Here is a 24,343-nt window from a genome sequence, read left to right on the forward strand (position 1 = left end):
TCGAAGTAGAGCCGCTTGCCCACGTCCGCCGCCGCCACCTGGGTTTCCCAGAAGAGCTGAACCCCCGTGCAACCGGCCGGGCACGTCCCCTTCACCGTGACGCGTTGGTAGGACGTCCCCACCTGCCCCAGAAAGACGCTCGTGCGCTGCCCCGCGTAGACGCCGCTTCCGTCCTCCCACAGCAAATGAAGGCTGCCCATGCCCCCTACCGTGGCCGAGGACGCCTTGACGTAAACCTCGGCGAAGAACTCGTCCCCAGGGGAGCACTTGAGCCGCCCGCCTGGAGCTTCCGAGCCGTAGCCGCCCGTCCAGCTCAGGCCCGGCCACGCCCCCGTGTTCATCAGCTCCACCCGGCGCACCCAGCGGCCCACCCGCGCGTTGACGGGGTCCTCGGCGAGCCTGTCACCGTCGGGTGTCTTCCCCAGCGCGCGCAGGCCCGCTTCGTTGTAGCCATTCGGGATGAGGTTGTCGGTGGGCGGGTACAGCAGGTGCTGGAAGCCGACTGCGGAGTCGCTCAGCGACGCGCCCTCGAGATGCTTCGGCGTGACGGCGATTTGGGGCGAGGGGTCCCCCCGGTTGCCGAAGCTGTCCCGGGGCACCACGCGCACGAAGTAAGTCGCCCCCGGCATCAAGTCAGCCACGCCGAATACCGTCGTGTCGAACGTCCCACGCAGCGTGGAGCTGCTCGGCGTGAAGCCGCTGGATGTCGAGACGTGCAGCTCATATCCAGCCGCCGCCCGTCCGCTCGAAGCCGGGGTGAGGGACAGCGAGAATCCATTCACGACTGCCGTCACGGTGATGCTGAGCGGGACGAGCGGCGGGGACGTGTGCGCGGGCTCACCCAGCCCAGGACGCGTGTCCATCTCCAGCCACATGGAGATGCCGAAAGAGGGCTTCCCGCGCGTTGTAAGCGTGGTGCGAGCGTCCCCTTCCGACGAGAAGGCGTGGCGGAACCCGGTGACTGCCAGGTTCTGCGCGCCCGAGTAATGGACGCCGTTGGGGAGGAACCGGTAGACGTCGCCCAACTCCACCGGCAGGAAGAAGTCGACGTCGATTTCCTGGTCGGCGAGCGGCTCGCTCAAGTCGGACAGGGCCGCTTCCGCCATCCTCCGCGCTTCAACCTCGCTGTTGATGTTGCTCGAAGCGCCCTCGGCGATTTGCATGTAGCGCACGCCGTAGGCGTCCTGGCTCGCGACGTCCTCGACGACGACGCTCTTCGTCTTGGCCTGCCCGGTGACGTCCAAGTCGCCCGCGTCCGCATAGACGACCTCCACCTTGTTCCGGACGTCCGTCCTGCTCACCACGAGCTTCGCGACGTCGCGGTAGTCGTCCGGGCCGAAGGTCCACGCGAGCAGCGGATTCGTCCGGTTGGGCTCGGTGAACGACAAAGCGAATGTCCCGCTCGACTCGCGCCAGCGGTAGCGCACCTCCCAGCCAATCTGCTGAGCCAACTCGCGAATGGCGTCCAGGACGCTCGCCTTCTTCTGCGCGTACTGACGAAGCTTCCACCCTGGCGACACCGGGGTATGGAGCACCACGCCCGTCCCGTTGTCCGTCAGGAGGGCCTGCATCACCGCTTCGACGGCAACTCCCTGGGCGTCGTCCCCGTAGGCCCGCTCAGCCTCAATGAAGGTGTCCTGGAGCCGTCCGCCCAAGTCGCGCCCACGGAAGACGAGCTGCTCTCCCGCGAAGTCGACTTCGTCGATGTCGCCATGAAACAGCGCGCGCCACTCCCCCTCGCTGGGCGACATGCCGAGGGGCGAAACCGCAGCCTCGACGGTGAACTCGCGTCCAGGCCGGATGAGCTGCCCGCTTGTGGCGTTCAGCTTTGAGTCGGCTCGGAGCGGGGCCACGCTGAAGAGTTCAATCTGCCGCTTGAGCGTCACCGTCGCGGCCGAAACGGGCTGGTCAACGTCCTCGTCCACCTCGACGGCATCGAGGAAGTCTCGCCCTTCAAGCTGGCTCAAGTTCCGCCATGTCCCCGCGTCGTCGAGCACCTTCACCCGAACATGGGAAGCGTGTCCGGCCGGGCTCGTGAGCGCCGCCAACCCCTGAGACGACATGCTGCGCATGGATTCCTAAACCTCTCGCAAGGTGAATTCGAGCCGCTCGCCGATGACGCGCGTACCCTGGTGGATGAACTCGACGAACTCGCCGTCCCGCACTTCGCCAAGCACCTTCGTTTCGCCGACGGCGAAGTCCCCGCCCGCCGTCAGGTACGGCAACGCGCTCCACGCGCGAGCCGAGTGCCACGCGGCCACTTCCGGAATCCACGCGTCCGGCACCATGAACGGCAGGCCGACGACGTCGTCGAAGCGCCGCAGGTTGAGAGCCCCCGTCAGAGAGAGGGCGCCACCCGAGACAACCAGCCCGCCAGCACTCGCCGCAGGCGCCCCCTGAATCCAGCGCCCCCCATCGCTCCGGTTGATGACTTGGAGCCAAACAGCCCCCGCCGCGTCAAAGAGGTGATGCAGCGTCGTCCAGCGGGGCCCAAGCTGCATCGCCCAGCCGCAAGACACCCCAATGGGAAGCTCGAAGCCGCCCCCGAAGCGGGCACCTTGGAAGAGGCCCCCCGTCGCAATCGATGAGGCAAGGCCCCGGCTCGTGAAGGTGTCGCCGTCGAAAGCGAGTGCATGGCCGTCCCCGGCAATCAGCCCACGGAAGGCCAACGCCTCGACGGATGACAGCGGCCCCGTCTTGAACTCCCACTCCTGGCGCGTCGCGCGGCGCCCGAGCCGGTAGACGCCGCTGAACGAGCGCGAGTCGACACCGATGCTCACCTGCCTGCGCCGTCCCTCGACAACGGGCACGGTGATGCCATTCAAGCTCAGGAAGGGCATCTCAATACCTCCCATTCAGCCACTCGCCATTGCCGCGACGCCTGCCCGCCTCGCGCTTCATCTCGACGTAGAGCTGCCGCACTGTCTCGGCCGGGTCATTCCCGGCCTGAATCACAATCTGCCCCACGCTGACGTTGCCGCCGCTCACCGGGACAGCCGGGCTCGACGTGACGGGCGACGCGCCATGCACGCCCTGCGGCTGCCCTGTAACCGGGTCCTGCGCGTTGAACCGCGCGAGCGCCACCTTGAACCCGGAAGGGACATTGGTGAGCGCCTCGGTCGCCTTCTTCGTGGCGCTGGCGTTCTCCCACTGCGCGACAGCGGCGGCTGAGTTCGCGGCGGCCGACTCGTAAGTCGTATCTCGCAGCGTGTTCAACGCCCCGTCGACCTGGTCCATGGGGACTTTCATGCTGTCGAGCCCCCGCGCCATCTTCTCGAAGGCGCCACCGACAAGAGGAATCTTGCTGAGTGCGCGGAAGACACCGGCAATGAAGCCGATGATGCCGTTCCACACCGTCCCGACGCCCTTCACGACGTAGAGGATGCCCATCGCCACGACGCGCACGACGGCGAAGAACGCCTTCATGATGGGGCCCGCGAGCAGCGCCAGCGGCTGCGTCAGCGCGACGAGAATCTGACCCAACACGCTGATGAGCGGGGCGAGTCCCTGGAAGAGCGTGCCGAGCACCTCCAGCACCGGGGCAATCGCCTGGAGCGGCGCGAGCAGCATTTCGAGCACCGGCACGATGGCGTCGAGCAGCGGCGCCACCATGTTGAAGGCGGACGCGAGGAGCGGCAGCACCGGGGCCAGCACGCGGCCGATGGCATCGGCAACGAACTGGATGAAGCTCGCCGTCATCTGAATCAGCGTGGCGAACGTCGAGCTTTGCGCGAGCAGCTCGGCGACCACGGCAATGACGCCGCCCCACACGCCCCCCACCAGCATCCCTTGCTCGAAGCGCTCGAACAGCTCGTAGAGCCCGCCCAGGGCCTGCGTGAAGCGGCTCGTGAGGGTGCGCTTCGCTTCGTCGACAGCGCGAGCCAGCGCGTCCGCGAGTTCCTTCGCCTTCTTCCGGGCGACCTGTTCGATGACGGCCGCGACGTTGCCGACGCTCGTCAGGAACTCCTTCGCGTTGAAGTTCCCAATCTGGACGCGGCCCGCTTCGATTTCCGGCCCAGCGGACGGCGTGCGCAGCTTGCCCTTCGGCCCGCCGAGCATGTCGTCGAAGACGCCGCCGAACTTCTCACGGAGGAACGCCGCAGCGTCACCGCCGAGCAGCTTCACGCCATCGAAGGCGTAGCCCGCGCCATAGGAGACGTCCGCCCAAACGGATGCGAAGCCGTCCTTCAACTTGCCGAGTGCGCCGTCGGCAAAGCCCTTCAGCCCGCCGAGCAGCGCGTCGCCGTTCAGGTCCTTCAACCCTTCGAGCGAGGCCGCGACACCGTCGAGGTTGAGCGCGCGGGCCAGCGGCGCCGCCATGCGTGCCAGGTTGCGCACGACGAAGGCGAACGTTTCGAGCTGCCCGCGTGCCCACGTCCCGACAATGGCCCCAAGCCCCGTGAAGAGTTCCCGGAAGAAGGCCACCGCGCGACCCGCAACTTCGGTGACGCCTCTCCAGGCCGACACGAACGCATCGCGCATGCCGGTGCTCGCGTCGTTCCACGCCTTGTAAAGCGTGCCCGCCAGAAGCACTACGCCTGCAACGGCGAGCGCGACAGCCGCCAGAGGCGCCGCCACCACGAGGATACGCGCGGCGGCATTGCGGAAGGCCGCAGCAAAGCCCGCGTCGACCTGCTCAGCCCCCTTCGCGACTTTCTTCAGGTTGCCTTCAACAACGGGCGTCTCCCCACGGACGAATCCGGAGAAGCGCACGACGGCCTTTCCCGCACCGTCCAGCGCAGGGACGACAACCGTACCCACAATTTCGGCAGTGCTCTTAACGACGCCAGCGGCAGTCCCCAGCGCGCCACCCGCGAGCGCCGCCGCAGTCCCCCACACCAGCATCGTCCCGACGGACTGCTTCACCGACGGCTCAAGCCGCTGGAACCACCCGAGCGCATGTTCGAGGACTTCGGAGAGTCTCTCAATGTGCGGAAGGATGGCTTCGCCGATTTCAGCGAAGACGTTGGTGAAGATGAGCTTGATTCTGTCGAGCCGCTCGGTGACGCCGCTATCGAACTCAGCCACGGCGGCAAGCGCGCCATACAGGCCCACGCTGAAGAGTCCGCCGATTGCGCCAATCTTCTTCCCGAGCTTCTCGACTTTGTCGGCCGTCTGAGCAACGTCCGCGACAACCCGTCGCATGGACTTGGAGAACTCGCCAACGGCGGCCGTGACGACGACATACAAGTCGCCAACTTTCAAACCACCGCCAGCCATGACGAATCACCTCTTGCGCAAACGTCGAACGGACTGCTGGCCCGGCTGCGACACGCCTGGGGCCTGTTGGTTGGACGGGCGCCTTTCGAGTTCGTCAGCCTCTCTTCGCGCATAGGCGACGAGCCCGACGACATCCTCGTAAGGCATTTCACGGACTGCTTCGGGCGGCAGTTTCAGGAGAGAGGCAACCCCGTAGAGCAGGCTCGCTTCGGGGTCGCTGTCTATTTTCCCCGCATCTTCTCTTCGCTCACGTTGAAGACGTCCGTCAGGTCCGCCGCCAAGTCCTCAAGCCACGACTCGTCGAGTAGCTCGTCGATGTCGTTGACGGAGAACATCGGGCGGCCCGTCTCCGCGTCGTGCAGCACGCAGACGGCGATGCGCCCCAGCATCCGCGCCCCGGCCCTGTCCCCCGTCGGCTCGTTCTTCTCCGTCATCTCCCCGGCTTCGCGGGCCTGCTCAATCAGCCGTAGCCTGTCCCCCATCGTCGGCTTGATGATGTTCACCTTGACGCCGTCCACCTCCACCGACTTCAGGACGCGACGATTCTTCGCGAGCAGCTTGTGCTTGTTCGACATGGACTCTCCTTTGGGGTGTGAAACGTGGGTGACTCAGGGCGTGCCGTAGCCCCAGGCGAAAACGGCGCCGTCCTGCGACTGGAAGGCGAAGCCGAGGAACTTCACGGTGTGCTCGTAGAGGGCCCCGGGCGTCAGCTTGTGGGCCAACTCGGGCACCTTGACCCACGCGCGGAAGACTTGGCCCCCGGCTGCCTTGCCCACCTCGATGAGCAGCGGCGTCCCGTCGGCCAGCGCCGCAACCTCGAGCTCGGAGAGGGCCAGCCCCGTCAGCTCCCCCGAGAAGTCCCGGAGCGACACCGAACGGCGCTTGTAGCCGTCCCCCATGACTTGCAGCTCGACGACGTTGTTCGTCACGGTGAGGGAGACGGAGCGCACCAGGGCGAGCGGATGGACGGGCAACGCGTAGCCCGAGACGCGCACCAGGGCCGACGGGCCTGGGGCGCTGGCGAGGTACACGTCGCCGAAGAGCGGATCGACGAAGGCTTCGGCAGGCGTCCAGGAGTCCCCATCCCCGCTGGGGGAAACCTCGACGAAGACGGGCCCCCCCGGGCTGAGCCGCCGAAGCGCCGGGTCGGCGATTCGGAACTCGGTCCCCGTGAAGTCGGACGCGGGCACGGCTTCGGCTTCGAGGAACTCGGAGGGCTCGCCCGCGACGGACAGCGAGCCGACATGCGCGGCGATGACGGCCATCAGACGGCCACCGGGGCGCCGTTGCCCAAGAGCTTGCAGGTGAACTCCACGACACCACCCGGGGTCAGCTTCTCGTCGTAGCTGTTGACGACCATCGGGATGCGCTTGCCCTTGGAGCCGGCCGAGGCGCTGGGGTCGAAGATGAACGTCACGTAGACGGTGCTCCCGTCATCGCGCGCGTCACGCAGCACGGACTGCGGCGCGTCGCCTTCCATGAAGTGTCCCGACAGGTCAGCGCTCGTGTCCTTCAGCGTCTGGACGCGGGACTTGTAGCCCGAGCCGCCGAGGTAATTCGTCTCGACGAAGTCGCCCGTCTCGCTAAGCGACGCATCCGTCAGGCCGTCGACACGGTCAGCGGCCTGCGTGGCATTCGCGTCTGAGCGCACCGAAACACTGTCGAGGTGAGCAGCAACAGGGGTCGCCATTGGTAGTTTCCCTACCGACTCGGAAAGAGTCGCGAAAGCGTGGCAAGAATCTGGGCGGCAACCGCCTTGCGGAACTTCGCGCGCCCCCGTCGGGCGGGCTTGCGCAGGAAGTGGACCGGCGTGGCGAAACGCTGCTCGCCCCAGTGAAACCCTTCGTGGATGGCGCCCGCTGCGTCGTGGGCATACCCAGCCGTCGCGCTGACGCTCGCCTTCGCGTCGTTCAGCTCCGGGCCGTCGACAAACCCGGACGTACTCAGCGGCGGTTTGCCGTCCGTGTCCCGAGCGCCCACAGGCACCAGGGCACGACTCGCCTGGAGCACCGTTGACGCGTGTTCGCGAGTCAAGGGCGCCAGGTCGGCGAGTACGGGCCGCTCTACCTTCCGCAGCTTGTCGAGCAGCCTGAAATCAAGAGCAACTTTGAGTGGCATTGCCCCCGGTAAATGCGTGCGCTTTCTCGCCGTGGCTCACGCGCCCAGGTCGACGAAGGAGACATTCACGGTGAAGGTCCACCAGTGTCGGTCACTTCCGTCGGTGCCGATGTAGTTGGGGCTGCCTTCGTCCACCTCAATCAGCACATAGGACGCGGCATTCACGAGGTGCAGCACGTCGAGGGCCGCGAGCGCGAGCGCCTGTCCCTCCCGGAAGCTCTCACGCGCCGAGCGCACGCGGACCTGACAGGTGACAGTTCGGAACGTCTTGCGGCCCCCGCCGATGTAGCTCTGCGGCGGCTCCCCTCCGGTTTGCAGCACGAAGCACGCAACGTCCGGCACCGTTGCGTCGTCGTCTTCGAGCGTCGGGCCGAGAAACAGGTTGGCCCCGGCGCTCAGCCCGAGGCCCCCAGCGGCGAGAATCGTCGAGAGGTCGGCAGCAGTGTCGCGGGCCATTAGAGCCACACCTTTCGGTAGCGCAGGACGCCCGCCCCGTCGACGTGCTCGTCAACGGCGGCAGGGCGGCGGGCGTGGTTGAAGTCGGTTATGTCGTCGCCCTTGAACCAAAGCCGGTGCCGCAAGGTGACAGGTGCTTCGGTGTAGACGACGAAGGAAGCGACGAACTCGGCGCCGTTGGCGTCGCGAATCAGCTTGCGACTCGGCTGGATGCGCGCGGGCGCTTCATGGATGGGACCCAGGAGCGGCGTTCCCCACGCGTCGCGGCCGATGACCTCGGCGTAGCTCACTCGCTGGCGGAAGAGAGAAGCGGGCCCGCTCATCAACTGGCCCTCCACAGGACGTGAGGCGCGACGAGCAGCTCGGCGCGGGGGCTCGCAAGGCGCTGGCCCGCGCTCCGATCCCGGTAGCTCACGGACCAATCCCCGAGACTCTCGCTGGACACGTCGGAGTCACGCCCCCGCCCCCGGTACAACGCGCAGGCTTCGAGGATGGCGGCCTCTTCGACTTCGGCAGGCAGGGTAACAGGCCCCTTGGACGCGTCGAGGGCCACTTGCCCCGGCGTCACGTAGCCGCCCGTGTACGTCACGGCCAGCGCATCGGGGCGCCCCTGCCGCATTTCGACTGTCAGGGTGACGAGCCCGCCAACATGCGCCGTCACCGGCCACAATCCGGCAAGCCGGTAGAGAAGGCCCCCCGCCGCAAGGTCCCCGGCAAGGGTGTAGGCCGTGGCGTCGAGCAGCTCGCCCCCGTCCATCACCTGGAGGACTTCAACGAGCGGCGGGCGGCTCAGGAGGACGTAGGGGCGGCCGTAGCTGTCCGGGTACTCCGTCACCGTGGCCCGCTCGAAGGCCCTGCCGCACAGCCTCGCGATTGCACTGCTGGCGGCAGTGACGCAGCGCTCGACGTGCGAGTCGGAGGGCACGCCCAGGTCGGCGGCCACGGTAGCGGCAAGGCAGAGGTCAGTCGGGCGGGCCATGGAAGGGGCTCAGGAGGGCCTAGGAGCGACGAAGCCGGGGCCCCCAGGGGAAAGGGAGCCCCGGCCCAGGAAATGCGTCGTGGCGCGGCGCTAGGTGGCGGGAATCTCGTCCGGCCCGCACAGGACAATCAGGCTGGACGCGCCCAGGGTGGGAGATGTGCCACCCGTGAGGGCCACCGTCTCGACGACGCGAAGGTAACGCTGCGCGGTGGGGAGCCGGACGTTGACCCGGGCCACCGCGTTAGCCGTGGTCAGCGGCGCGATGGCGGCATCGGGCAGGTCCGTCCAACCGTTCTGGCCATCGGCGCTGTCCTGGAGCTTCGCGGCCAGCGACAGCGCTGTCGGAGCGCCCGTGGCTGCCCCCGTGGAAGCCGTCAGCACGCACGAGTCGAAGCTGAAGCGGTCGACAGCGGCACTGTTTCGCGTCCCCGCGCTCACAGCGGCGGGCACAGTCCCGGGGCGAATGCCGACGAGCACGCCCGCGTCGGTGGAATTGGCGTTCATGGTGGGGCCTCTCAGGTGTAGGTGATGGAGCTGAACGCCTTCGGCTGGCGAACCTTGAAGTCGCCCTTCACGATGGCGCGAACCGTCGTCTCGTCGTACTCCGCCCGCGTGTCGTGCTCGGACAGAATCAGGTCCTCGTCGATGCCGTAGATGAACTGTCGCCAGTCCGCCGAGAAGGTGATGCGCGACACCGGCACGCGGGTCGTCATCACGAAGGGGAAGCCGCGAATCGTGCCCCTATCGAGCATCTCCTGACGGAACACCCACACGCCGGAGTTCTGGAGCTGAAGCAGCGCCGTCGCCCGCGTCGGGTGAAGCACCCACGCCGCGCTGCCCATGCGGACATGCGCCGTCAGCGGCAGCTCGACGGCCTTGTCGATGTCGGCCAGGTAGGCCGCTGGCGTCGTCCCCGTCGAAGCGAAGGTGTGCGCGGCGTCGAGCTGAGCGAAGAGGCCCTTCGGTGCTGCCCCCGTCCCGTCCCCGTTGAAGCCCGCTTCGTCCAGGCCATCGGCCACCGTCGCCCGGATGTCCTCGCCGACGCCCGCGTCACCCACGCCCGGCGTGCGCAGCAAGTCGTTGCTGATGTCCGTCAGCACCATGCCCTTGTGCGCCTTGAGGACAATCTTCCCGTACTTCGGCGCGCTCTTCGGCACCGTCTCGCCCTCCCCTACCCACTTGAAGACGGACGTCCCGGTTTGCTTGCCCATGTGCAGCTCGCCCTTGAACGTCTGCGTGCGCACGCCCAGCTTGAGCATCGCCGCGTCGGGCCGGAGGAACTCAATCACTTCGCCGCTCTGCTGGATGGGCACCAGCACACCGGCCGAGTCGAACTTGCTGAGCTGAACGGCCTTCTGGACGTCGGCGTTGCCGAAGCGCTTCGCGGCGTCGACCAGCTCGGCGGCTCCGGTGCGGCGTCCGGCCGCGATGACGCTCTTCGCGAAGCCGCCGAAGTTCTCAGCGCTCGCGTAGACGCCAGTCCCGCGCGGCGCGTTGCCCGGCTCAGCCAGGCCCGGGGCACTTCGAGCGGCGGCGTCCATCAGCTCTCGCGCGACCTCGGGGCCGAGCGCCTTCACCATCTGTGCGATTTGCTCGCGAGTCATTCCTTCACACTCCTCGGATGTAGCCCTTGAATGCCTCGACGAAGCTCTTCGCGGCGTCGGCGGCGTTGAAACCCTTCGTCTCGTCTTCGTCCTCGTCGGGCTCGCTCTTCTGCTCGTCCTCGACGTCTTCCTCGTCCGCCGACTTCGATTCGTCCTCGACGTCTTCTTCGTCGGGCTCGCTCTTCTGCTCGTCCTCGACGTCTTCGTCCGTCGACTTCGCCTCGGCCCGTGCGTCGAGCAGCTCGACAACGCGCTTGGCAACACGCTCAACGAGGTCGTCAGGCGCTTCGTCCAGGGACTTCGAGCGCACGGCCCGCGAGTTCCCCGGAATCGTCACGACGGAGACTTCGAGCAGTTCCTGCGCGTCGCAGTCATAGCCGCCGCGCTCGTTCTGCCGGTACTGGCCAGGGAGCATGAGGTAGCGGACGGAGACGGCATTCAGGATGCCCTTTGAAACCTTGCGCTCAACCTTCTTCGCGAACTCGTCTTCGTCGTCGAATTCGATGTCCACCATCAGGGCGTCGCCCTCGACGTAGACGCGCCCCTTCCCAATGGGCAACTGAGGCTCGGCACCCGTCATCGCGGCGCTCGCCCCGTCGTCGTGGTTGTAGAGGACGACGCCATTCGCGTTGTAGCCGTCCACCCGCCAGCCCTTGACGTTCAGCCGGTCCGAGTAGCGGTCGAAGTCGCCGTCACTCGCTTTGAACTTGAAGACGCGCCGTCCGCCAATGGACTCGACGGCGCTCAACGTCGCCGCGTCCTTTCGGACGGCGCTCAGCCGCAGGGAGCGTGTAATGGTTCCAGGCATGCACCCGGTAAATGCGTGCGACTTCCGCGAGTGGCTCAACCGTCCTTCTTCGCCTCGGCATTCGCTTCCGCCGAGCTGCCCTCGACGGGCGTCGGCGTCTGGCCCGGCTCGTTGGGCTTCTGGCCGGGAAGCAGCTCGGCGAAGCCCTGGCGCTCCGCGTGCGGCTTGAATCCCGCTTCGGCTCGCCACTCGTCGAAGGTGAAGGCGCTCGGGAGCAAGCCCATAATCCGCAGCCGGTGCTCCCGGTCGGCCGGAACAGGCGAGTCGTAGGAGAGAAGCACTTCGTCTTCGAAGCGGGGCGCCAGGTGCTTCTGCATCGACGCCAGGAAGACTTCGGCGCGCGGCTTCGTCGCCTGCTCGGCAAGGTGCTCGCGCGCCGCGTAGCTCGTCGCCTTGTTGCTGCTCGTCACGTCGCCCACAATCTCCGGGGGCACCCGGTACACCATCCGCACGAAGTCCATGAGGAAGCGGCGCAGGTCGACGAGCTGCATGTCGCGGAAGGGCGTGTCGAGTCGGGCAAACGTCGTCCGGCCGCTCGTAATCATCACCCGGCCTGCGTTGGCGGGGCCCCCGTACTCGCGCGCGAGCGACTCTTTGAAGGCCCTTGCGGGCCCGGCCTGCGACTCGTTGAAGCCCTCAATCGCGATGACGGCCCCCGGGAGCATGTTGTTGAAGAAGGCATTCTTCGTGAAGCGCGCCGCGTGCTCGTCGGTGTCGACTTCGTCGCCCAGGGCGTAGGCGATGCCGATGCCACGGCCGAGCGGGTCAGCCGGATTCAAGCGCTTCACGTAGATGACGCTCGACGCGGGCAGGAGGAATGTCCGCCCGCCAGCGGCCACCGTGTAGGTGCGCTCCGACTTCGGCTTGCTCAAGTCCGGAAGCGCGAGGACGCAGTCGGGCGGCACCGGCCACAGTCCCACCGGAACGCCCGCCAACTCTTCGACGACGGCGAAGAACTCGCCCGTCAGGTCGTAGTGCAGACAGAAGAGCTTCGCGAAGTCGCGGCCCGTCATGTAGTCGTTCGGGTCCGCCAGCAGCCGCAACAGGGGATGGTCGGGCAGCTCCACCGCGCCCCCCACCTCGACGAGCGACTTCAACCGCTCGCGGCGCACGTCGCCACAGGCCCGCCGCAGCGACACGTCGACCAGCGTCTTCCGCGTCGTAGGGTCCTGCCGCGTGAAGGCCCGCCACGTCACGTCCGCGAAGGCATCGCCCACCGTGTCGACGATGGTTCCCAGCCACGGCATCTCAGCGTAGGCCGCGAGCAGCGCGGGCACCTCGCGACGCGACGGGGCCGATGCCCAGCGGCTCAGCTCCAGGCCCGTCCCCTTGCGCTTGCTGCTACCGCGAAGCGCGGCACGCATTCTGTCCAGCATCCCCATGGAGAACCTCACACCGCGAAGAACTGTTCGACGAAGACCAGGTCATGCACGCCCCAGCAGAAGGCGTCGGCCCTGTCATCCCTTCGGCCGTTAATCCCCGTGAATTTGCTGAGCTGCGCTTCCAGCTTCGGGAAGGTGCCGACGAACTCGACGCGGCCCGCTTCGGCCAGGGCGGACACCGGCTCGGCGCGCTTGCTCTTCGCGCTCGTTGCCCGGACGGGCTTCACGTTGACGGATACCCCCATCTCGCCCGCGACGGTGCTGATGAGCGTCTCCACCATCTCCCCGCCCGTGTTCACCTCGACGACGAGCGCGTCGCAGGCGAACTCCAGGTAGGCCCGGATGGCCGTCGTCGCCCACTCGCGGGGACTGGCTCGGCGCGACAGGTCGGCCAGCACCGAAACACGCTTGAGCGACACCCCGTCAGCACCGAAGAGCGCGCTCGACTTGCACCCCTGGACGATGATGCCCGTTTCGTCTGAGCCGGTTTCGCTCGTCGGGCTCGGGTCCACGCTGACGATGCGCCTGTCGAGCTGCTGCGCGTACTCGTGCGCGTCTGCCTCCACGCGGCCCCACTTCGCCGAGCCAAAAATTGCCCCAGGCACATCGAAGAGCAGGCGGCCGAGCACCTCTTGCTGTCCCCAGCGGGTGTTCGCCAGCGCCCGCATGTTCGCCACGGCCGTCGGCGCCAGGTTCGCGAAGTTGCTCAGCGAAGAGCCCGTGCGAAGCACCACGCCCGGCTTGAGCTCCTGCGTCTCCGCGTTCGCGAAGAGCAGCTCTTCAATCTTCTTCAGCGGGCGCGGCGTCCCGGTGAGGAGGAGCTGCGGCGGGTCCTCTCGCGAGCCGATGCGCAACACGAGCGGCAGTTGGTCCACCGCCGCCATGTCGTGTTTCCACGAAGCGGGTTCGTCGCCCCAGCCCCATCCGGCATTCGGGCCACGCAGCCGGTCGGGCTTATCCGCCGAGTAGCAGATGGCATAGACGCCGTTGGGCCACGTCACCCGGCGCTTGCTGGGCTCGTACTTGGGCGTAAACCACGGGGGCGACAGGGCGAGGATGCCGGACGCGCCGCGAATCATGGTGTCGCGCACGTCCGCCGCAGTCGGGCCGATGAGGGCACCGACGCTCTTCGCCTGCCACGCCTTTTTGATGACCCAACGCGCGCCGCACCACGTCTTCCCGAAGCCGCGCCCGGCCATGACGAAGCACGTCGAGAACTTGTCCGGGGGCGACTGCTCGCGACGCGCCCAGAAGTCGAGGTCGTAGACGAGCAGCTCGACTTCCTTGTCGTCGAGCCCGCCGAAGAGCTTCGCGAGCTGAGCGCGAGAACCGGCAGTCTGGACCATCCGGGACGCGGGGGACTCGTGCGGCGCGAGCCCCTCGGCGAACTTCCCCCAGGCGCCCTTCGCCAGAAGGCTACGCATCGCTCGCCCCCTTGTCCTCGAACTGCTCGGACGGGGCAGATTCGGAAGCGGGCGGCTCATCCGGGAGGAACTTCCCCAGCCGGTCAATCAGCAGCTCGCGCAGGGCGGCAGTGTCGGCGGACTGGTCCTCGGGGCTCTTCGCCTCGACGTTGTCGCGCCGTCCGTACAGCTCCGGGAAGCGGCGGCTCAAGAGCCACTGGACGTGCTTGGGGTTCGTCGTCGCCGCAGCCTGGAGCGTCTCTGTCGCCCCCTGCATGAACTCCGCTTCGGCCCGGTTCACCGCGACGAAGAACTCGCGGTAGAGCCCGCGCGCCTCGCTCGCGCCCCGGTGGAACCAGCGGGAGACGGTCTGCTCGTCGACTCCCACGAGGCCCGCAGCCGCTCGACGGAAGAGGCCCGAGCGCAAGTGCTCGCAGATCTGCTGTTGAAGCTCAGGAGTGAGTTTGGTCGGTCTTGCCACACCCGGTAAATGCGTGCGGTTTCGCGAAGTTTTTCGGGGGAGCGCTCAACAAAACGCATCGACCCCACGGTTTTTCTCAGAATTTTTCGAAAGTGGGGGCGCTCCGAGCAAGCCAGGATTCCGCCGCAGACAGAAAATCCGAGCCGGGGGGCTCCTCCCAGGTCATTTCACTCCGACAGCAACCCCACTTCACAGACAGTGATTGTCATTGCGTGGCACGAATCCGCGCGTCACACGCATGCACTTCGACACACCGCGCCCGCCAGCTACGGCGCCACGTTCCATCGGGCGCCTGCCGCTCGTCGACGGTCAGCGCGCCCTGTCCACGCGACAGGCGCACGCCGCACAGCTCGCAACGAGCGGCGTAGAGGTTCCTTCGGCGAGCCGCATCCACGTCCGCGCAGGCCATGTGACGAGCGCCAACCGCGCGCTCGTAAGCGATGACCTCGCCCCGTTCAATGGGCAGGGAGCACACGGCACAGCGGCCCCCTCGGTTCGAAACGACGACGGGCACGCTACATCCCCAGGGTGGCCATCCGCTCGCGCAGCTCAGCCAGCGCACGCGCGAGCATCCGGTCAACGCGGCTCTTCGGCGCGCCCCATGCTTCCGCCACGGAGCGCACGGACTGCGCCGGGCGATTGAGGCCGAACACGCGCGAGACGAGTTCTCGCTGCTGAGGGGCCAGCCGACGCACCGCCTCGAACACAAGGGCTCGACGTTCCGCTGACAGCAACTCCGCCTCGGGCGTGTCCCCGTCGGGCTCCAGGCACGACATCTCGCGGAGTGCGGATTCCAACTCGTCGACCCACGAGTCATCGGCCGAAGCACCGTCCGAAAAATGAGACGGTATGTCCATGCGGTGGACGCGGACAACGTTGCCTTCGTTGCTGTGGATTGAACGCACGGTGCGACGCTTGTGCGCGCCGTCGCTCAGGTGAACGTCGGTGCCGTGCAAACGCGCGTACTGCTCACAAGCAGCCCGCGCCCGGAAGTAGGCAACCTGGCCGAACGACTGGCGTCCCCTCGTGGCGTCGTACTTGGACACCGCGCGAAGCACCGCCATGGCGGCAACTTGTGCGAGGTCATCAGGCGACAACGAGCCCGCGATGGGCAAGAGGGCCCCGACGATGCACCGGATGAGGGGCCTCACGGAGTCGAGCAACTCAGCGGACAACCGTCGCTCCAGCACGGCGTTGCCGCTCGCGCGGGCCGACAGGATGCGGAACACGAGTTCGGATTGCCGAGCCGCCCGGAGGCCATACTCACTGTGTGAAACACTCTTCTTCGCACTCCCCTTGCGACAAATGGCTGCGTGAGACATCGCCCCAACAGAAGCATGCAGCATGCCGACTACGCTCGATTCACAGACAGTCTCAGACACGGTGATTGAACGCCTCGCCCGGAGTGGGCCACACGAAGCCGGCCCTGCGGCACCACTGCCGCTCCCCCGGTAAATGCGTGTGGATTCCGTCAGCGGCTCACGCACGCTCGACAGGCGGCGACGAAGGCGAGTCGGCATGTCCCGAGTAGATGCGTGCGACTTCCGCGAACGACTCAGGCATCAACGCCCCGTCATCAATCAAGCTCTCTTCCTATCCTCTCTCCTTCTTCTCTTTAGAAAAGATGGAGTAGTAGAAAGGAGGATAGGTAATAGAGAAGGCTAAGGATTTGGGGGAACGCGCTCCAGTGCCGCATGACGCCGGACGCCCCGCCGCGACAGCCGAGCCATTCGCGAAATCCGCACTCATTTACCAGGGACGGCGCGACACCTGCCGCATCCGCCCCGCTGACGATTCCGTGGGCCACTCGGAAAATCCGCACCCATTTACCGGATGCCATGCACGTACCCCACACGCCTCCCGCCTCCGTCGCACTCCTCACTGAGCCATTCGCAGAATCCGCACCCATTTACCCAGGCATGAGCCACACGCCCGACACCACGCGCCTGCGCGCCCTTCGGCTGAAGGTCGCCTTCTACGCGTCCGCCCAGGACAACATCCCCCAAGCCGCTGAGCTGTCGTGGCCCGAACTGTCAGCGAAACTCGTCTCTCACCGTCGGAGTCAGTGCCCCACGTCGCCGTGCGTCCGTGGCTGCCCCGCGAAGAATGGCCCCGCCTGGAGCCCCGTCGACATCGTCGAGCGCCGCCGCTCGGAGAACGTGCGCGCCGTCACGGTGGGTGTCTTCGACCTGGACCACCTCAGCGCGCCGCAGCTCTCGTTTCTCGACGCCGTCGAGCGCCATGGACTCGCCTTCGCCGTCCACTCGACGCACAGCAACCGCCCACCCGACGACTACTGCCTGCGGCTGGTGATGCCGTTGTCCCGGCCCGTGCTGCCGCGCGAGTGGCCGTCCGTGCGCGAGGCCGCAATCCGGATGCTCGGGCTCCCCGCCGACCCGGCCACGAAGGACCTGGCGCGCATCTACTTCCTGCCCAACGCGCCCATGGGCGCGGTGCCCTACGCGGCCAGTGGAGACGGAGCGCCCCTCGACGTCGACGCGCTGCTCGCCATGTCCCGGGCGGGACTCCCTACGGTGGCGGCCCCGGTGCCTTTCCCGAAGCCCGAGGAACCCGTCGACCTGTACGAGCTGCGGGCCCTCCTGCGCCGCATCAGGAAGCCTGAGCACCTCGCCATCATCCGCCGCGCCCTTGCCGGTGAGCCCCTGGCCCCCGTCGGCGAGCAGGACACGACGCTGAACACGCTCATGTCATGCGCCGCCTTTGTCCTGCCTCTCTCCACGCCCGAGGCCGTCGTCATCGAGCTGTTCCGCGCGTCCTTCGCGGCAACGGACTGGCGGGACGGGACGGAGCACCTGTGCGAGCAGGCCGTCCTCAAGCTGCGGCGCCACCGCGAGCGTCGGAAAGCGCGAGATGCCGCACGGCTCGCGGACAACACGGCCATTTGGGAAGCCCTGGGCAGTCGCGCACCTGAATCCGCGTCGAGCGACGGCCCGGGACTCGAAGAGAACGCTCCCGACCCCGACGCGTGGATGAAGGAACTCTTCCTCGACATCACGAAGGACACCCGACGGCAGATTCGAAACTGCGAAGCGAACGTCTTCACCGTGCTCCTCAAGTCGCCCGAGTGGCGCGGCGTCTTCCGCTTCAACGAAGTCACGAAGAAGCTGGAGGTCGAGGGCGGCCCCCTCGGCTCCAACGCGGACCTGGAAACGCTCGACGTCAACGTGGCCAACTGGATTCAGCTCAGCAAGTACGGGCAGCTCGGGCTGATGCCGAAAGCGCACGTCGTCGCGCAGCAACTCCTCGCCGTCGCGAAGCGCAACAGCTATGACCCGGTCGCCGAGTACCTGGGAGGACTGGTCTGGGATGGAACCCCGCGACTCGATGGGATGCTTGAGACGTACTTCGGCGCGCAGGGGGATGCTCAATACCTCCGGGCCGTCGGCGCGAAGTTCGCCATCTCGGCGGTTGCGCGTGCCCTGCGGCCCGGGTGCAAGGTCGACACGGTGATGATTCTTGAGGGCCCCCAGGGCCTGCGGAAGTCGACGGCATTCAGCATCCTGGGGGGCCGGTACTTCAGCGACGCGCCCATCGACGTCACCAGCAGGGACAGCGCGATGCTGGCCTCTCAGTTCTGGTTCATCGAACTGGCCGAGCTGAGCACGTTCCGCAAGAGCGAGGACCAGGCGCTCAAGGCATTCATCACCCGGACGGAGGACACCTACCGGCCGCCCTACGGACGCTCCAACGTGCAGGCCCCGCGACGCTGCGTGTTCGTCGGGACGACCAACGACGACGACTACCTGCGCGACCCCACGGGACAGAGACGCTTCTGGCCGGTGAAGTGCGCCCGCATCGACACCGACGCACTCAAGCGCGACCGCGACCAAATCTGGGCCGAAGCCGTTGTGCGATTCCACCAGGGCGAGGACTGGTGGCTGAGCAACGAGGAGGCGGCAGGGGCAGAGCAGCAGGCCGCGCTGCGCATGGAGAACGTGGGGGACAGCCGGAAGGAAGTCATCCTGCGGTGGATTCTGGAGATGCCGCCCGAAAAGCGCCCCTCGGACGTGACGCTTCTCCATGTCGGCATCGAAGCCTTCGCACTCCACCAAGCGCAGGTTGACCACCGAATTTCTCGGGAAATCGGAGCTGCCTTGAAGTCGCTGGGCTTCACCCGGGGACAGCGCCGAATGGGAGACGGGAAGCGCCCGCTCGTCTACTACCTCCCGGACGAGCTGAAGAACGCGCCCATGGAAAAGCGCGGCGAGCAACGCGCGGCGTTCCATGCCGTAGCGAGCAGTCCGGCTGCGCGTGAGTGAGTCACCAGCAGAACCCGCACGCATTTACGGAGCATGCACAACAAGCTACTCGCCGACCGCGCGGCGCTCTTCGTTGGGGACGCCGCGCGGGTGGGGGAGATTCTCACCCCAGACAGCGTCGACGCCATCGTCACCGACCCACCGGCCGGAATCGGCTTCATGGGACGCGAGTGGGACAGCGACAAGGGCGGACGCGACGCGTGGATTGCATGGCTCTCCAACGTGATGCGCGAAGCCCTGCGGGTACTCAAGCCCGGGGGACACGCGCTCGTCTGGGCCCTGCCGCGAACGTCACACTGGACGGCAACAGCACTGGAAGACGCGGGCTTCGAGATTCGCGACGTCGTGATGCACCTGTTCGGCACGGGCTTCCCGAAGTCCCTCAACGTCAGCAAGGCACTCGACGCAGCGGCGGGTGCGCAGCGGCTCGTCATCGGCCCGGGGAAGTACGCGAACCGGGGGCGACGCTCCGACAATCAAGTCTTCGGCTCTGGCACTCCCTCTCACCTCGAAGTCGAGACGCTTCCGGCTACGGACGCCGCTCGCGAATGGGAGGGCTGGGGAACGGCGCTCAAGCCCGCCGCTGAGCACTGGATTCTCTGTCGCAAGCCACTGCGGGGCACCGTAGCGGAGAACGTTCAGCGCTGGCGCACGGGCGCGCTCAACGTCGCCACCTGCCGCATCCCCCACGCGGACCCGACGGATCTCGCCGAATCGAAGGCGCGCAACCCCGGGCGGGATGACACGGTGACGAGCGCCGTCTACGGCACCGGACGTCCACAGCAACGAGTCGACGAGTCAGGACGATGGCCCGCCAATGTCACGCTCGACGAAGCGGCGGCCGAGCTGCTCGACGCGCAGGCGACGAAATGCGGCGCGAGCCGGTTCTTCTACGTCGCCAAACCCACAAGGACGGAGCGGGACACGGGCTGCGCTCACCTCCCGTTCCGCACGGGTGCCGAAGCGTGCGGACGCAAGGAAGGCGGCGCGGGGATGAACTCGCCACGCGCAGGCGCGAACTCAGGCGGCGGGCGCAACCACCATCCGACCGTGAAGTCGCTCGCGCTGATGCGCTGGCTCTGTCGCCTCATCACGCCCCCGGGCGGGACGGTCCTCGACCTGTTCGCGGGTAGCGGCTCGACAGGTGTCGCAGCGCTCGCCGAAGGCTTCGAGTTCATCGGCCTTGAGCGCGATCCGGACTACGCGGAGATTGCGCACGCCCGCCTGTGCCATGCGCTTGAACCACCCCCGAAATCCGCACGCATTTAGGGAAGGTGACGCCTTCCGTCGACCTCCCCAAGCACGGCCCCTCGGTGATTGCCGGGGTCATCCAGCGATTGAGCGTCTCGCAGCTCAAGCGCCACAAGCTGTGCCCGCGCGCATGGTTCTTTCAGAAGGTCATGCGCATCCCCGAGCCTACGACGGGAGCGCAGCAGATCGGCACCGAAGGCCACGCCCAGCTTGAGCACTTCCTTTCGACGGGTGAAGACGTACTGGGCCCGTTCGCTAAGGCGGGTGCCCATCTCCTGCCCACGCCCGGCGCTGACTTGCTCGTCGAACAGCCGCTGAACGGTGAACCGCCACTGACGGCGGGGGGCATCCCCTTCACCGGATTCATCGACCTCGTAGACGCTCGACGGCTCGCTTCTGACGGCGTCCTTCGCATCACCGACCACAAGTTCACCAGCAACGTCGCGACGAATGCCGCGAGCGCTGAGCAACTCGCCGACGCCGACACCGAACCCGGGTTGCAGATGGTCGGCTATGGCGCGTGGGCACTCAGCCAGGTTGAGCGCTTCCCGGGACTGCGCACGCTGGAGCTTGAACACATCTACTACCAGATCCGGGGACAACGCCTTGCCGCGTCCGTCGTCGCCACGATGCCCGCCGAGCACGTCGCGCACGAGTGGCAGACAAAGGTCGAGCCCCAGGTCGAAGCGATGAAGGAGCACGCGCAAGCTGCCCAAGCTTCCGTCGTGCCCGCGAACTACGGCCCCGCCTGCGGCAAGTACGGCGGGTGTCCGTTCATGGCGAAGTGCCTCACAGGAGAGAACAAGACGATGTCCCTGCGTGACAAGCTGCTCAACAAGGCCCCCACCATCGACGCCGCGGTCGAGCGCGACGCCCCGGAGCTGCCCGCCATTCTGCCCCCGGACGCGCCCACACCTACGCCCGTGCAAACGGCTCCAGAGGTCGCCCAGGCCACTGAGCAGCCCGCGCCGAAGCGTCGCGGTCGCCCTCGCAAGGCGGCTGAGCCCGAGCAGCCCACCGACACGGCCCCGTCGCCTACGAGCGCGCTTCGGGTTCTCTTCGTCGACTGCATCCCGACGACCTTCGACGGACCGCAGCCCAAGTCGCTTACGAGCTACGTCGACACCATGCATCGCAAGGTGGCCGAAGCGGGCGGCGTTGACGACGTGCGCTTCGCTGGCTCCGACTCGGCGCTCGGATTCGGCAAGTGGCGCGGGGCGCTGGCTATGGCGGCGCGCGCCGAGCTGCCCCCGCCCGGCGCCTACTTCGCGCTCGGGGTCGCCCAGTCGGAGCTGATGCAGGTCATCGTCGAGGCGCTCGAACCGGCGTTCGACGTGGTTGTTCGTGGAGTTCGGTAGTCTAAATCCTTCGACTCAGACGGTGGGCGGGGATCGGCATCCCGTCTTCATCAATGGGATTCTCTTCAAGCGCCCGAGCATCTTCGGGTGAAACCATCAGAACCTCGGGGCATTCGTTCAAATCGCGCCAAGCCCATGGCTGAATATTGAAAGGGAACCCATTAATCAAATCACCATTAGCGGAGGCTAGGAAGAGGATCTTTTTTCCCACAAGCCCAGCCGCGATCCCGTTGTTGAGATGAAAATACCGAGTGTTCGTGCGCTGACGCAAGTAGCCACTCAGCAGTACCTTCTCCGTCGGGGATAGCTCGAACAATCCCATACGGAGGCGATAGCTTCGCTGCCGCCTTTGCCACCACGCAACGATTCCACTCCCCATGTTGACGAGAAGCGCAGCAGTGGCAACAAAGGCTGCTACACCTAGCCATGGTCGGAACTCTTCTCGCAGTCCGGCAACGCCAAGCAACTCGGCGGCCGGTTGGGGCAGGAGCAACGCCGGGCACGAGACCAAGAGGACAAAGCCCCAAACTTTGGGCGCGCTCAGTGACTCGCGCAGAAACTGCCACCACTTCGCTGGATCGATTGCCAAGCGGATAGCCTCCATCGGGCCGCACGGTGCAGATCCCCTCTACCCAGCCACATCTTAACGAGCAGCTCCGACTTGGCTAGTCGGCGCACCATGACATGTGGGCAATCCGCCCACCCAGACAGCCCAAGCCCTCATTCGAGCAGCAGCACATCCCAGTATGAGACTCCTCCACCGGCTACACCCGGGTGCGGTGAATTCCGCTGAGCGCCCTGCCACCTCTGCGCCCGCGTCTCTCGCGAAGCTCACGGGCGACCGTGCAACCATCGCGAAGGGACAGCCCGTGGGCTGGTCGCCAGACCTCGCACGGGTGCTGAGCCTTCCGCGCCGCGACCTCGCGAACACCTACGCCGATGCAGACTTCGATGCGCTGGAAGCCACGCTGCGCGCCCCTGCCGACACGCGTTGCACTTGTGGGGCGCTCGGGAAACGGTGCCCGTCCGCGTTGCTCCCCATCCAGCGCCTCGCCCTCCTGGAAGCCTCGCGCGTGGGTGGCTTGCTCGCTCCCATCGGCACCGGCCATGGAAAGGAGCTGACCTCCTTCCTCACCCCGATGGTGATGCCCGGCTGTCGCGTGGCCGTCCTCTTCATCCCCGCCAACCTGCTGCCGCAATTCGAGGCTGAATGGGGCTACTACGGAGCGCACTGGCGCCTGCCCAACCTTGCAGGGGGCCGCTGGTTTCGCGCGGGGCTGCCGGTGCTCCACGTCGTCACCTACAACAAGCTCTCCAGTCAAGAAGCCACGGACCTCCTGGAGCGCATTCGCCCGGACCTGGTCATCCTCAACGAGGCCCACAATCTCAAGGACCCGAAGTCCGCGCGCACGGGGCGATTCCTACGTTACTTCGAGAAGCACCCACGGACGCGCCTCGTAGCACTCTCCGGAACCTTCGCCTCGAAGAGCATCAAGGATTACGCGCACCTTTCGCGGCTGGCACTCGGTGAGGGCTCGCCCCTGCCGCTGGCCCACCACGTCGTGGAGGAATGGGGGACAGCCCTAGACCCGGGCAGGGTGGTGGCTCCTCCTGGCGCGCTGGAGCGACTGTGCGAGCCAGGAGAGCACGTCCGCGAGGGCTTCCAGCGCCGCCGCAACGCGACGCGGGGCGTGGTGGCCACGGAAGAGAGCGCGCTGAACAAGCCGCTCATCATCCGCCCGCGCTACCCAGGCCCCGTTCCCGCGCAACTCCTCGCCCTCATCGAACTAGCGCACGCGGGTGAGCGTCCAGACGGGGAGCAGTTTCAAGAGCAACTCCAATCTGTGGCCTGCGCCCGCCAGTTGTCATCCGGCTTCTACCATCGCTGGCGCTACCCGAGGGGCGAGCCTCCGGAACTGATTGAGAAGTGGTTCGCGCAGCGAAAAGCATGGAACAAGGAAGTCTGGGAGGAACTGAAGGGCAAGCGTCGCGAGCACCTGGATTCGCCAGGGCTGCTCACCAAGGCGGCCATCCGCGCGCATATGTCGCCACCATACGAGGGCGATAAGCCGGTCTGGCACGCGGCGACGTGGCCGGAGTGGGCGGAGATTCATGCCGCCGTCCGCCCCGAGCCCGAAGCCGTTTGGGTGTCGGACTTCCTCGTGAAGGACGCTGCGGAATGGGCTCGCTCGCGGGTGGGAATCGTCTGGGTCGAGTATCCAGAGCTAGGCGAACGCATCGCCAAGGCGGCGAGTGTGCCGTTCCACGGAGGGGGCAAGGTCGCGTCCGAAGCCATCCTCCGGGAGACAGGGAGGCGCTCCGTGGTGGCGAGCATCAAGGCACACGCCACAGGGAAGAACCTCCAGCAGTTCTCGCGCAACCTCGTGGTAACGCCTCCCTCGGACGGAGCCACCTGGGAGCAACTACTCGCACGCACCCATCGCCCCGGACAACAAGCCGCGTGCGTCGAGGTGGACGCATGTCTCCACACACAGGACTACATCGAGGCATTCGCGACTGCGCAGGAACGAGCGCGGTTTATCCAGCAGACAGATGGGCAGCCACAAAAGTTACTACACAGTACCCAGAGCGCTTCCAACCTGCTTTTCTTGCAGATGCGCTAGGCGCACGTCCGAATCCACCAAACCAAGGCACAGAGTTCCATGGAAAGAAGACAGAAAATCACAGTCAACCCACTCGAAGACACCAGTCATCAGCAACTAAAACACCATTCCATAGGCAATGGGCTTGCCATCCACGCCAAAACAAGCCTCTCCCAGGCAATAAACATAAAAAATGCAGGACTAAGCAAAGAAGAGACCACCTACGCACTCCAAGCCAGCTTCGACTTCGTCATCGTAAGAGAACAGGACAGGCAAATTCTATATGCCATCGAAGTGGACGGCCCTTCACATCGATCCCCAAGCGCACACAGGCGCGATCGCCTAAAGAACTCAATCTGCACAAAACTACACATACCTCTCATTCGAGTCGGCCCCAAAG

The 24,343-nt window shown here is 66.5% G+C and carries 22 protein-coding genes and 1 pseudogene; 5 read left to right on the top strand and 18 right to left on the bottom strand.

What is annotated here, in order from left to right; genetic code table 11:
• From G4D87_RS10235 to G4D87_RS10315, 17 genes and pseudogenes are all read right to left on the bottom strand, one after another.
• Nucleotides 1–1,967, bottom strand: a pseudogene (locus G4D87_RS10235) (hypothetical protein); the annotation flags it as partial.
• Nucleotides 1,968–2,078: 111 nt separating this feature from the next.
• The gene (locus G4D87_RS10240) at nucleotides 2,079–2,840 is read right to left on the bottom strand and encodes a hypothetical protein (RefSeq protein ID WP_163781388.1); all 762 of its coding nucleotides are present in this window, start codon (nucleotides 2,838–2,840) and stop codon (nucleotides 2,079–2,081) included.
• Between the two features lies 1 nt (nucleotide 2,841).
• Entirely contained in the window at nucleotides 2,842–5,190 is a 2,349-nt protein-coding gene (locus G4D87_RS10245; RefSeq protein ID WP_163781390.1) for a phage tail family protein, read from the bottom strand.
• A gap of 251 nt (nucleotides 5,191–5,441) precedes the next feature.
• The gene (locus tag G4D87_RS10250; RefSeq protein ID WP_163781391.1) at nucleotides 5,442–5,795 is read right to left on the bottom strand and encodes a phage tail protein; all 354 of its coding nucleotides are present in this window, start codon (nucleotides 5,793–5,795) and stop codon (nucleotides 5,442–5,444) included.
• A gap of 33 nt (nucleotides 5,796–5,828) precedes the next feature.
• Nucleotides 5,829–6,485 (bottom strand): hypothetical protein, encoded by a 657-nt coding sequence (locus tag G4D87_RS10255; RefSeq protein WP_163781393.1) that lies wholly within the window; start codon nucleotides 6,483–6,485, stop codon nucleotides 5,829–5,831.
• Nucleotides 6,485–6,871, bottom strand: a complete 387-nt coding sequence (locus G4D87_RS10260; RefSeq protein ID WP_240358161.1) for a phage tail tube protein — start codon at nucleotides 6,869–6,871, stop codon at nucleotides 6,485–6,487. The genes G4D87_RS10255 and G4D87_RS10260 overlap by 1 nt, the downstream gene beginning before the upstream one ends.
• 50 nt (nucleotides 6,872–6,921) lie before the next feature.
• Nucleotides 6,922–7,338: a hypothetical protein gene (locus G4D87_RS10265; protein ID WP_163781397.1), complete on the bottom strand. Its 417-nt coding sequence runs from the start codon at nucleotides 7,336–7,338 to the stop codon at nucleotides 6,922–6,924.
• Between the two features lie 36 nt (nucleotides 7,339–7,374).
• Nucleotides 7,375–7,794 carry a phage tail terminator protein gene (locus G4D87_RS10270; RefSeq protein ID WP_163781399.1) on the bottom strand — a complete coding sequence of 140 codons (420 nt, stop codon included), beginning with the start codon at nucleotides 7,792–7,794 and terminating at the stop codon, nucleotides 7,375–7,377.
• On the bottom strand, nucleotides 7,794–8,117 hold the full coding sequence (locus tag G4D87_RS10275; RefSeq protein ID WP_163781401.1) for a hypothetical protein: 324 nt from the start codon (nucleotides 8,115–8,117) through the stop codon (nucleotides 7,794–7,796). Before G4D87_RS10275 ends, G4D87_RS10270 begins: the two co-directional genes overlap by 1 nt.
• Complete coding sequence (locus tag G4D87_RS10280; protein ID WP_163781403.1) at nucleotides 8,117–8,773, bottom strand: head-tail connector protein; 657 nt, start codon at nucleotides 8,771–8,773, stop codon at nucleotides 8,117–8,119. The genes G4D87_RS10275 and G4D87_RS10280 overlap by 1 nt, the downstream gene beginning before the upstream one ends.
• A 90-nt stretch (nucleotides 8,774–8,863) precedes the next feature.
• Nucleotides 8,864–9,277 carry a hypothetical protein gene (locus tag G4D87_RS10285; RefSeq protein ID WP_163781405.1) on the bottom strand — a complete coding sequence of 138 codons (414 nt, stop codon included), beginning with the start codon at nucleotides 9,275–9,277 and terminating at the stop codon, nucleotides 8,864–8,866.
• 11 nt (nucleotides 9,278–9,288) lie between these two features.
• Nucleotides 9,289–10,377 carry a phage major capsid protein gene (locus G4D87_RS10290; RefSeq protein WP_163781406.1) on the bottom strand — a complete coding sequence of 363 codons (1,089 nt, stop codon included), beginning with the start codon at nucleotides 10,375–10,377 and terminating at the stop codon, nucleotides 9,289–9,291.
• A gap of 4 nt (nucleotides 10,378–10,381) precedes the next feature.
• A complete protein-coding gene (locus tag G4D87_RS10295) occupies nucleotides 10,382–11,185 on the bottom strand; it encodes an HK97 family phage prohead protease (protein WP_163781409.1) in 804 nt (267 codons plus the stop codon).
• Between the two features lie 35 nt (nucleotides 11,186–11,220).
• The gene (locus G4D87_RS10300; RefSeq protein ID WP_163781424.1) at nucleotides 11,221–12,549 is read right to left on the bottom strand and encodes a phage portal protein; all 1,329 of its coding nucleotides are present in this window, start codon (nucleotides 12,547–12,549) and stop codon (nucleotides 11,221–11,223) included.
• A gap of 26 nt (nucleotides 12,550–12,575) precedes the next feature.
• The gene (locus tag G4D87_RS10305) at nucleotides 12,576–13,991 is read right to left on the bottom strand and encodes a terminase large subunit domain-containing protein (RefSeq protein ID WP_163781410.1); all 1,416 of its coding nucleotides are present in this window, start codon (nucleotides 13,989–13,991) and stop codon (nucleotides 12,576–12,578) included.
• Complete coding sequence (locus tag G4D87_RS10310) at nucleotides 13,984–14,358, bottom strand: hypothetical protein (RefSeq protein WP_240358162.1); 375 nt, start codon at nucleotides 14,356–14,358, stop codon at nucleotides 13,984–13,986. The genes G4D87_RS10305 and G4D87_RS10310 overlap by 8 nt, the downstream gene beginning before the upstream one ends.
• A 608-nt stretch (nucleotides 14,359–14,966) precedes the next feature.
• Nucleotides 14,967–15,680 carry a sigma-70 family RNA polymerase sigma factor gene (locus G4D87_RS10315; protein ID WP_163781414.1) on the bottom strand — a complete coding sequence of 238 codons (714 nt, stop codon included), beginning with the start codon at nucleotides 15,678–15,680 and terminating at the stop codon, nucleotides 14,967–14,969.
• Nucleotides 15,681–16,370: 690 nt separating this feature from the next.
• Here G4D87_RS10315 and G4D87_RS10320 point away from each other — a divergent pair.
• From G4D87_RS10320 to G4D87_RS10330, 3 genes are read left to right on the top strand one after another with little or no spacing between them, the layout of a single operon-like run.
• Nucleotides 16,371–18,731 (top strand): virulence-associated E family protein, encoded by a 2,361-nt coding sequence (locus G4D87_RS10320; RefSeq protein ID WP_240358163.1) that lies wholly within the window; start codon nucleotides 16,371–16,373, stop codon nucleotides 18,729–18,731.
• Between the two features lie 33 nt (nucleotides 18,732–18,764).
• Nucleotides 18,765–20,000: a DNA-methyltransferase gene (locus G4D87_RS10325; RefSeq protein WP_163781416.1), complete on the top strand. Its 1,236-nt coding sequence runs from the start codon at nucleotides 18,765–18,767 to the stop codon at nucleotides 19,998–20,000.
• A gap of 5 nt (nucleotides 20,001–20,005) precedes the next feature.
• A complete protein-coding gene (locus tag G4D87_RS10330; RefSeq protein ID WP_163781418.1) occupies nucleotides 20,006–21,340 on the top strand; it encodes a PD-(D/E)XK nuclease family protein in 1,335 nt (444 codons plus the stop codon).
• Nucleotide 21,341: 1 nt separating this feature from the next.
• Here G4D87_RS10330 and G4D87_RS10335 read toward each other — a convergent pair whose 3' ends face one another.
• Nucleotides 21,342–21,929, bottom strand: a complete 588-nt coding sequence (locus tag G4D87_RS10335) for a super-infection exclusion protein B (RefSeq protein ID WP_163781420.1) — start codon at nucleotides 21,927–21,929, stop codon at nucleotides 21,342–21,344.
• Between the two features lie 97 nt (nucleotides 21,930–22,026).
• Here G4D87_RS10335 and G4D87_RS10340 point away from each other — a divergent pair, with 97 nt between their 5' ends.
• A complete protein-coding gene (locus G4D87_RS10340; RefSeq protein ID WP_240358164.1) occupies nucleotides 22,027–23,964 on the top strand; it encodes a DEAD/DEAH box helicase family protein in 1,938 nt (645 codons plus the stop codon).
• 39 nt (nucleotides 23,965–24,003) lie between these two features.
• Nucleotides 24,004–24,343: DUF2726 domain-containing protein (locus G4D87_RS10345; RefSeq protein ID WP_163781422.1), on the top strand; the 340-nt coding region annotated here is incomplete at its 3' end.

It is taken from the genome of Myxococcus vastator, from assembly GCF_010894475.1.
Taxonomy (GTDB): domain Bacteria; phylum Myxococcota; class Myxococcia; order Myxococcales; family Myxococcaceae; genus Myxococcus; species Myxococcus vastator.

What these genes read in the sequence shown, in the direction of transcription:
- G4D87_RS10305 (WP_163781410.1), bottom strand. Translation starts at nt 13,991, where the DNA reads ATGCGTAGCCTTCTGGCGAAGGGCGCCTGGGGGAAGTTCGCCGAGGGG.
- G4D87_RS10265 (WP_163781397.1), bottom strand. Translation starts at nt 7,338, where the DNA reads ATGCCACTCAAAGTTGCTCTTGATTTCAGGCTGCTCGACAAGCTGCGG.
- G4D87_RS10240 (WP_163781388.1), bottom strand. Translation starts at nt 2,840, where the DNA reads ATGCCCTTCCTGAGCTTGAATGGCATCACCGTGCCCGTTGTCGAGGGA.
- G4D87_RS10290 (WP_163781406.1), bottom strand. Translation starts at nt 10,377, where the DNA reads ATGACTCGCGAGCAAATCGCACAGATGGTGAAGGCGCTCGGCCCCGAG.
- G4D87_RS10295 (WP_163781409.1), bottom strand. Translation starts at nt 11,185, where the DNA reads ATGCCTGGAACCATTACACGCTCCCTGCGGCTGAGCGCCGTCCGAAAG.
- G4D87_RS10280 (WP_163781403.1), bottom strand. Translation starts at nt 8,773, where the DNA reads ATGGCCCGCCCGACTGACCTCTGCCTTGCCGCTACCGTGGCCGCCGAC.
- G4D87_RS10285 (WP_163781405.1), bottom strand. Translation starts at nt 9,277, where the DNA reads ATGAACGCCAATTCCACCGACGCGGGCGTGCTCGTCGGCATTCGCCCC.
- G4D87_RS10270 (WP_163781399.1), bottom strand. Translation starts at nt 7,794, where the DNA reads ATGGCCCGCGACACTGCTGCCGACCTCTCGACGATTCTCGCCGCTGGG.
- G4D87_RS10325 (WP_163781416.1), top strand. Translation starts at nt 18,765, where the DNA reads ATGCACAACAAGCTACTCGCCGACCGCGCGGCGCTCTTCGTTGGGGAC.
- G4D87_RS10275 (WP_163781401.1), bottom strand. Translation starts at nt 8,117, where the DNA reads ATGAGCGGGCCCGCTTCTCTCTTCCGCCAGCGAGTGAGCTACGCCGAG.
- G4D87_RS10250 (WP_163781391.1), bottom strand. Translation starts at nt 5,795, where the DNA reads ATGTCGAACAAGCACAAGCTGCTCGCGAAGAATCGTCGCGTCCTGAAG.
- G4D87_RS10320 (WP_240358163.1), top strand. Translation starts at nt 16,371, where the DNA reads ATGAGCCACACGCCCGACACCACGCGCCTGCGCGCCCTTCGGCTGAAG.
- G4D87_RS10300 (WP_163781424.1), bottom strand. Translation starts at nt 12,549, where the DNA reads ATGCGTGCCGCGCTTCGCGGTAGCAGCAAGCGCAAGGGGACGGGCCTG.
- G4D87_RS10255 (WP_163781393.1), bottom strand. Translation starts at nt 6,485, where the DNA reads ATGGCCGTCATCGCCGCGCATGTCGGCTCGCTGTCCGTCGCGGGCGAG.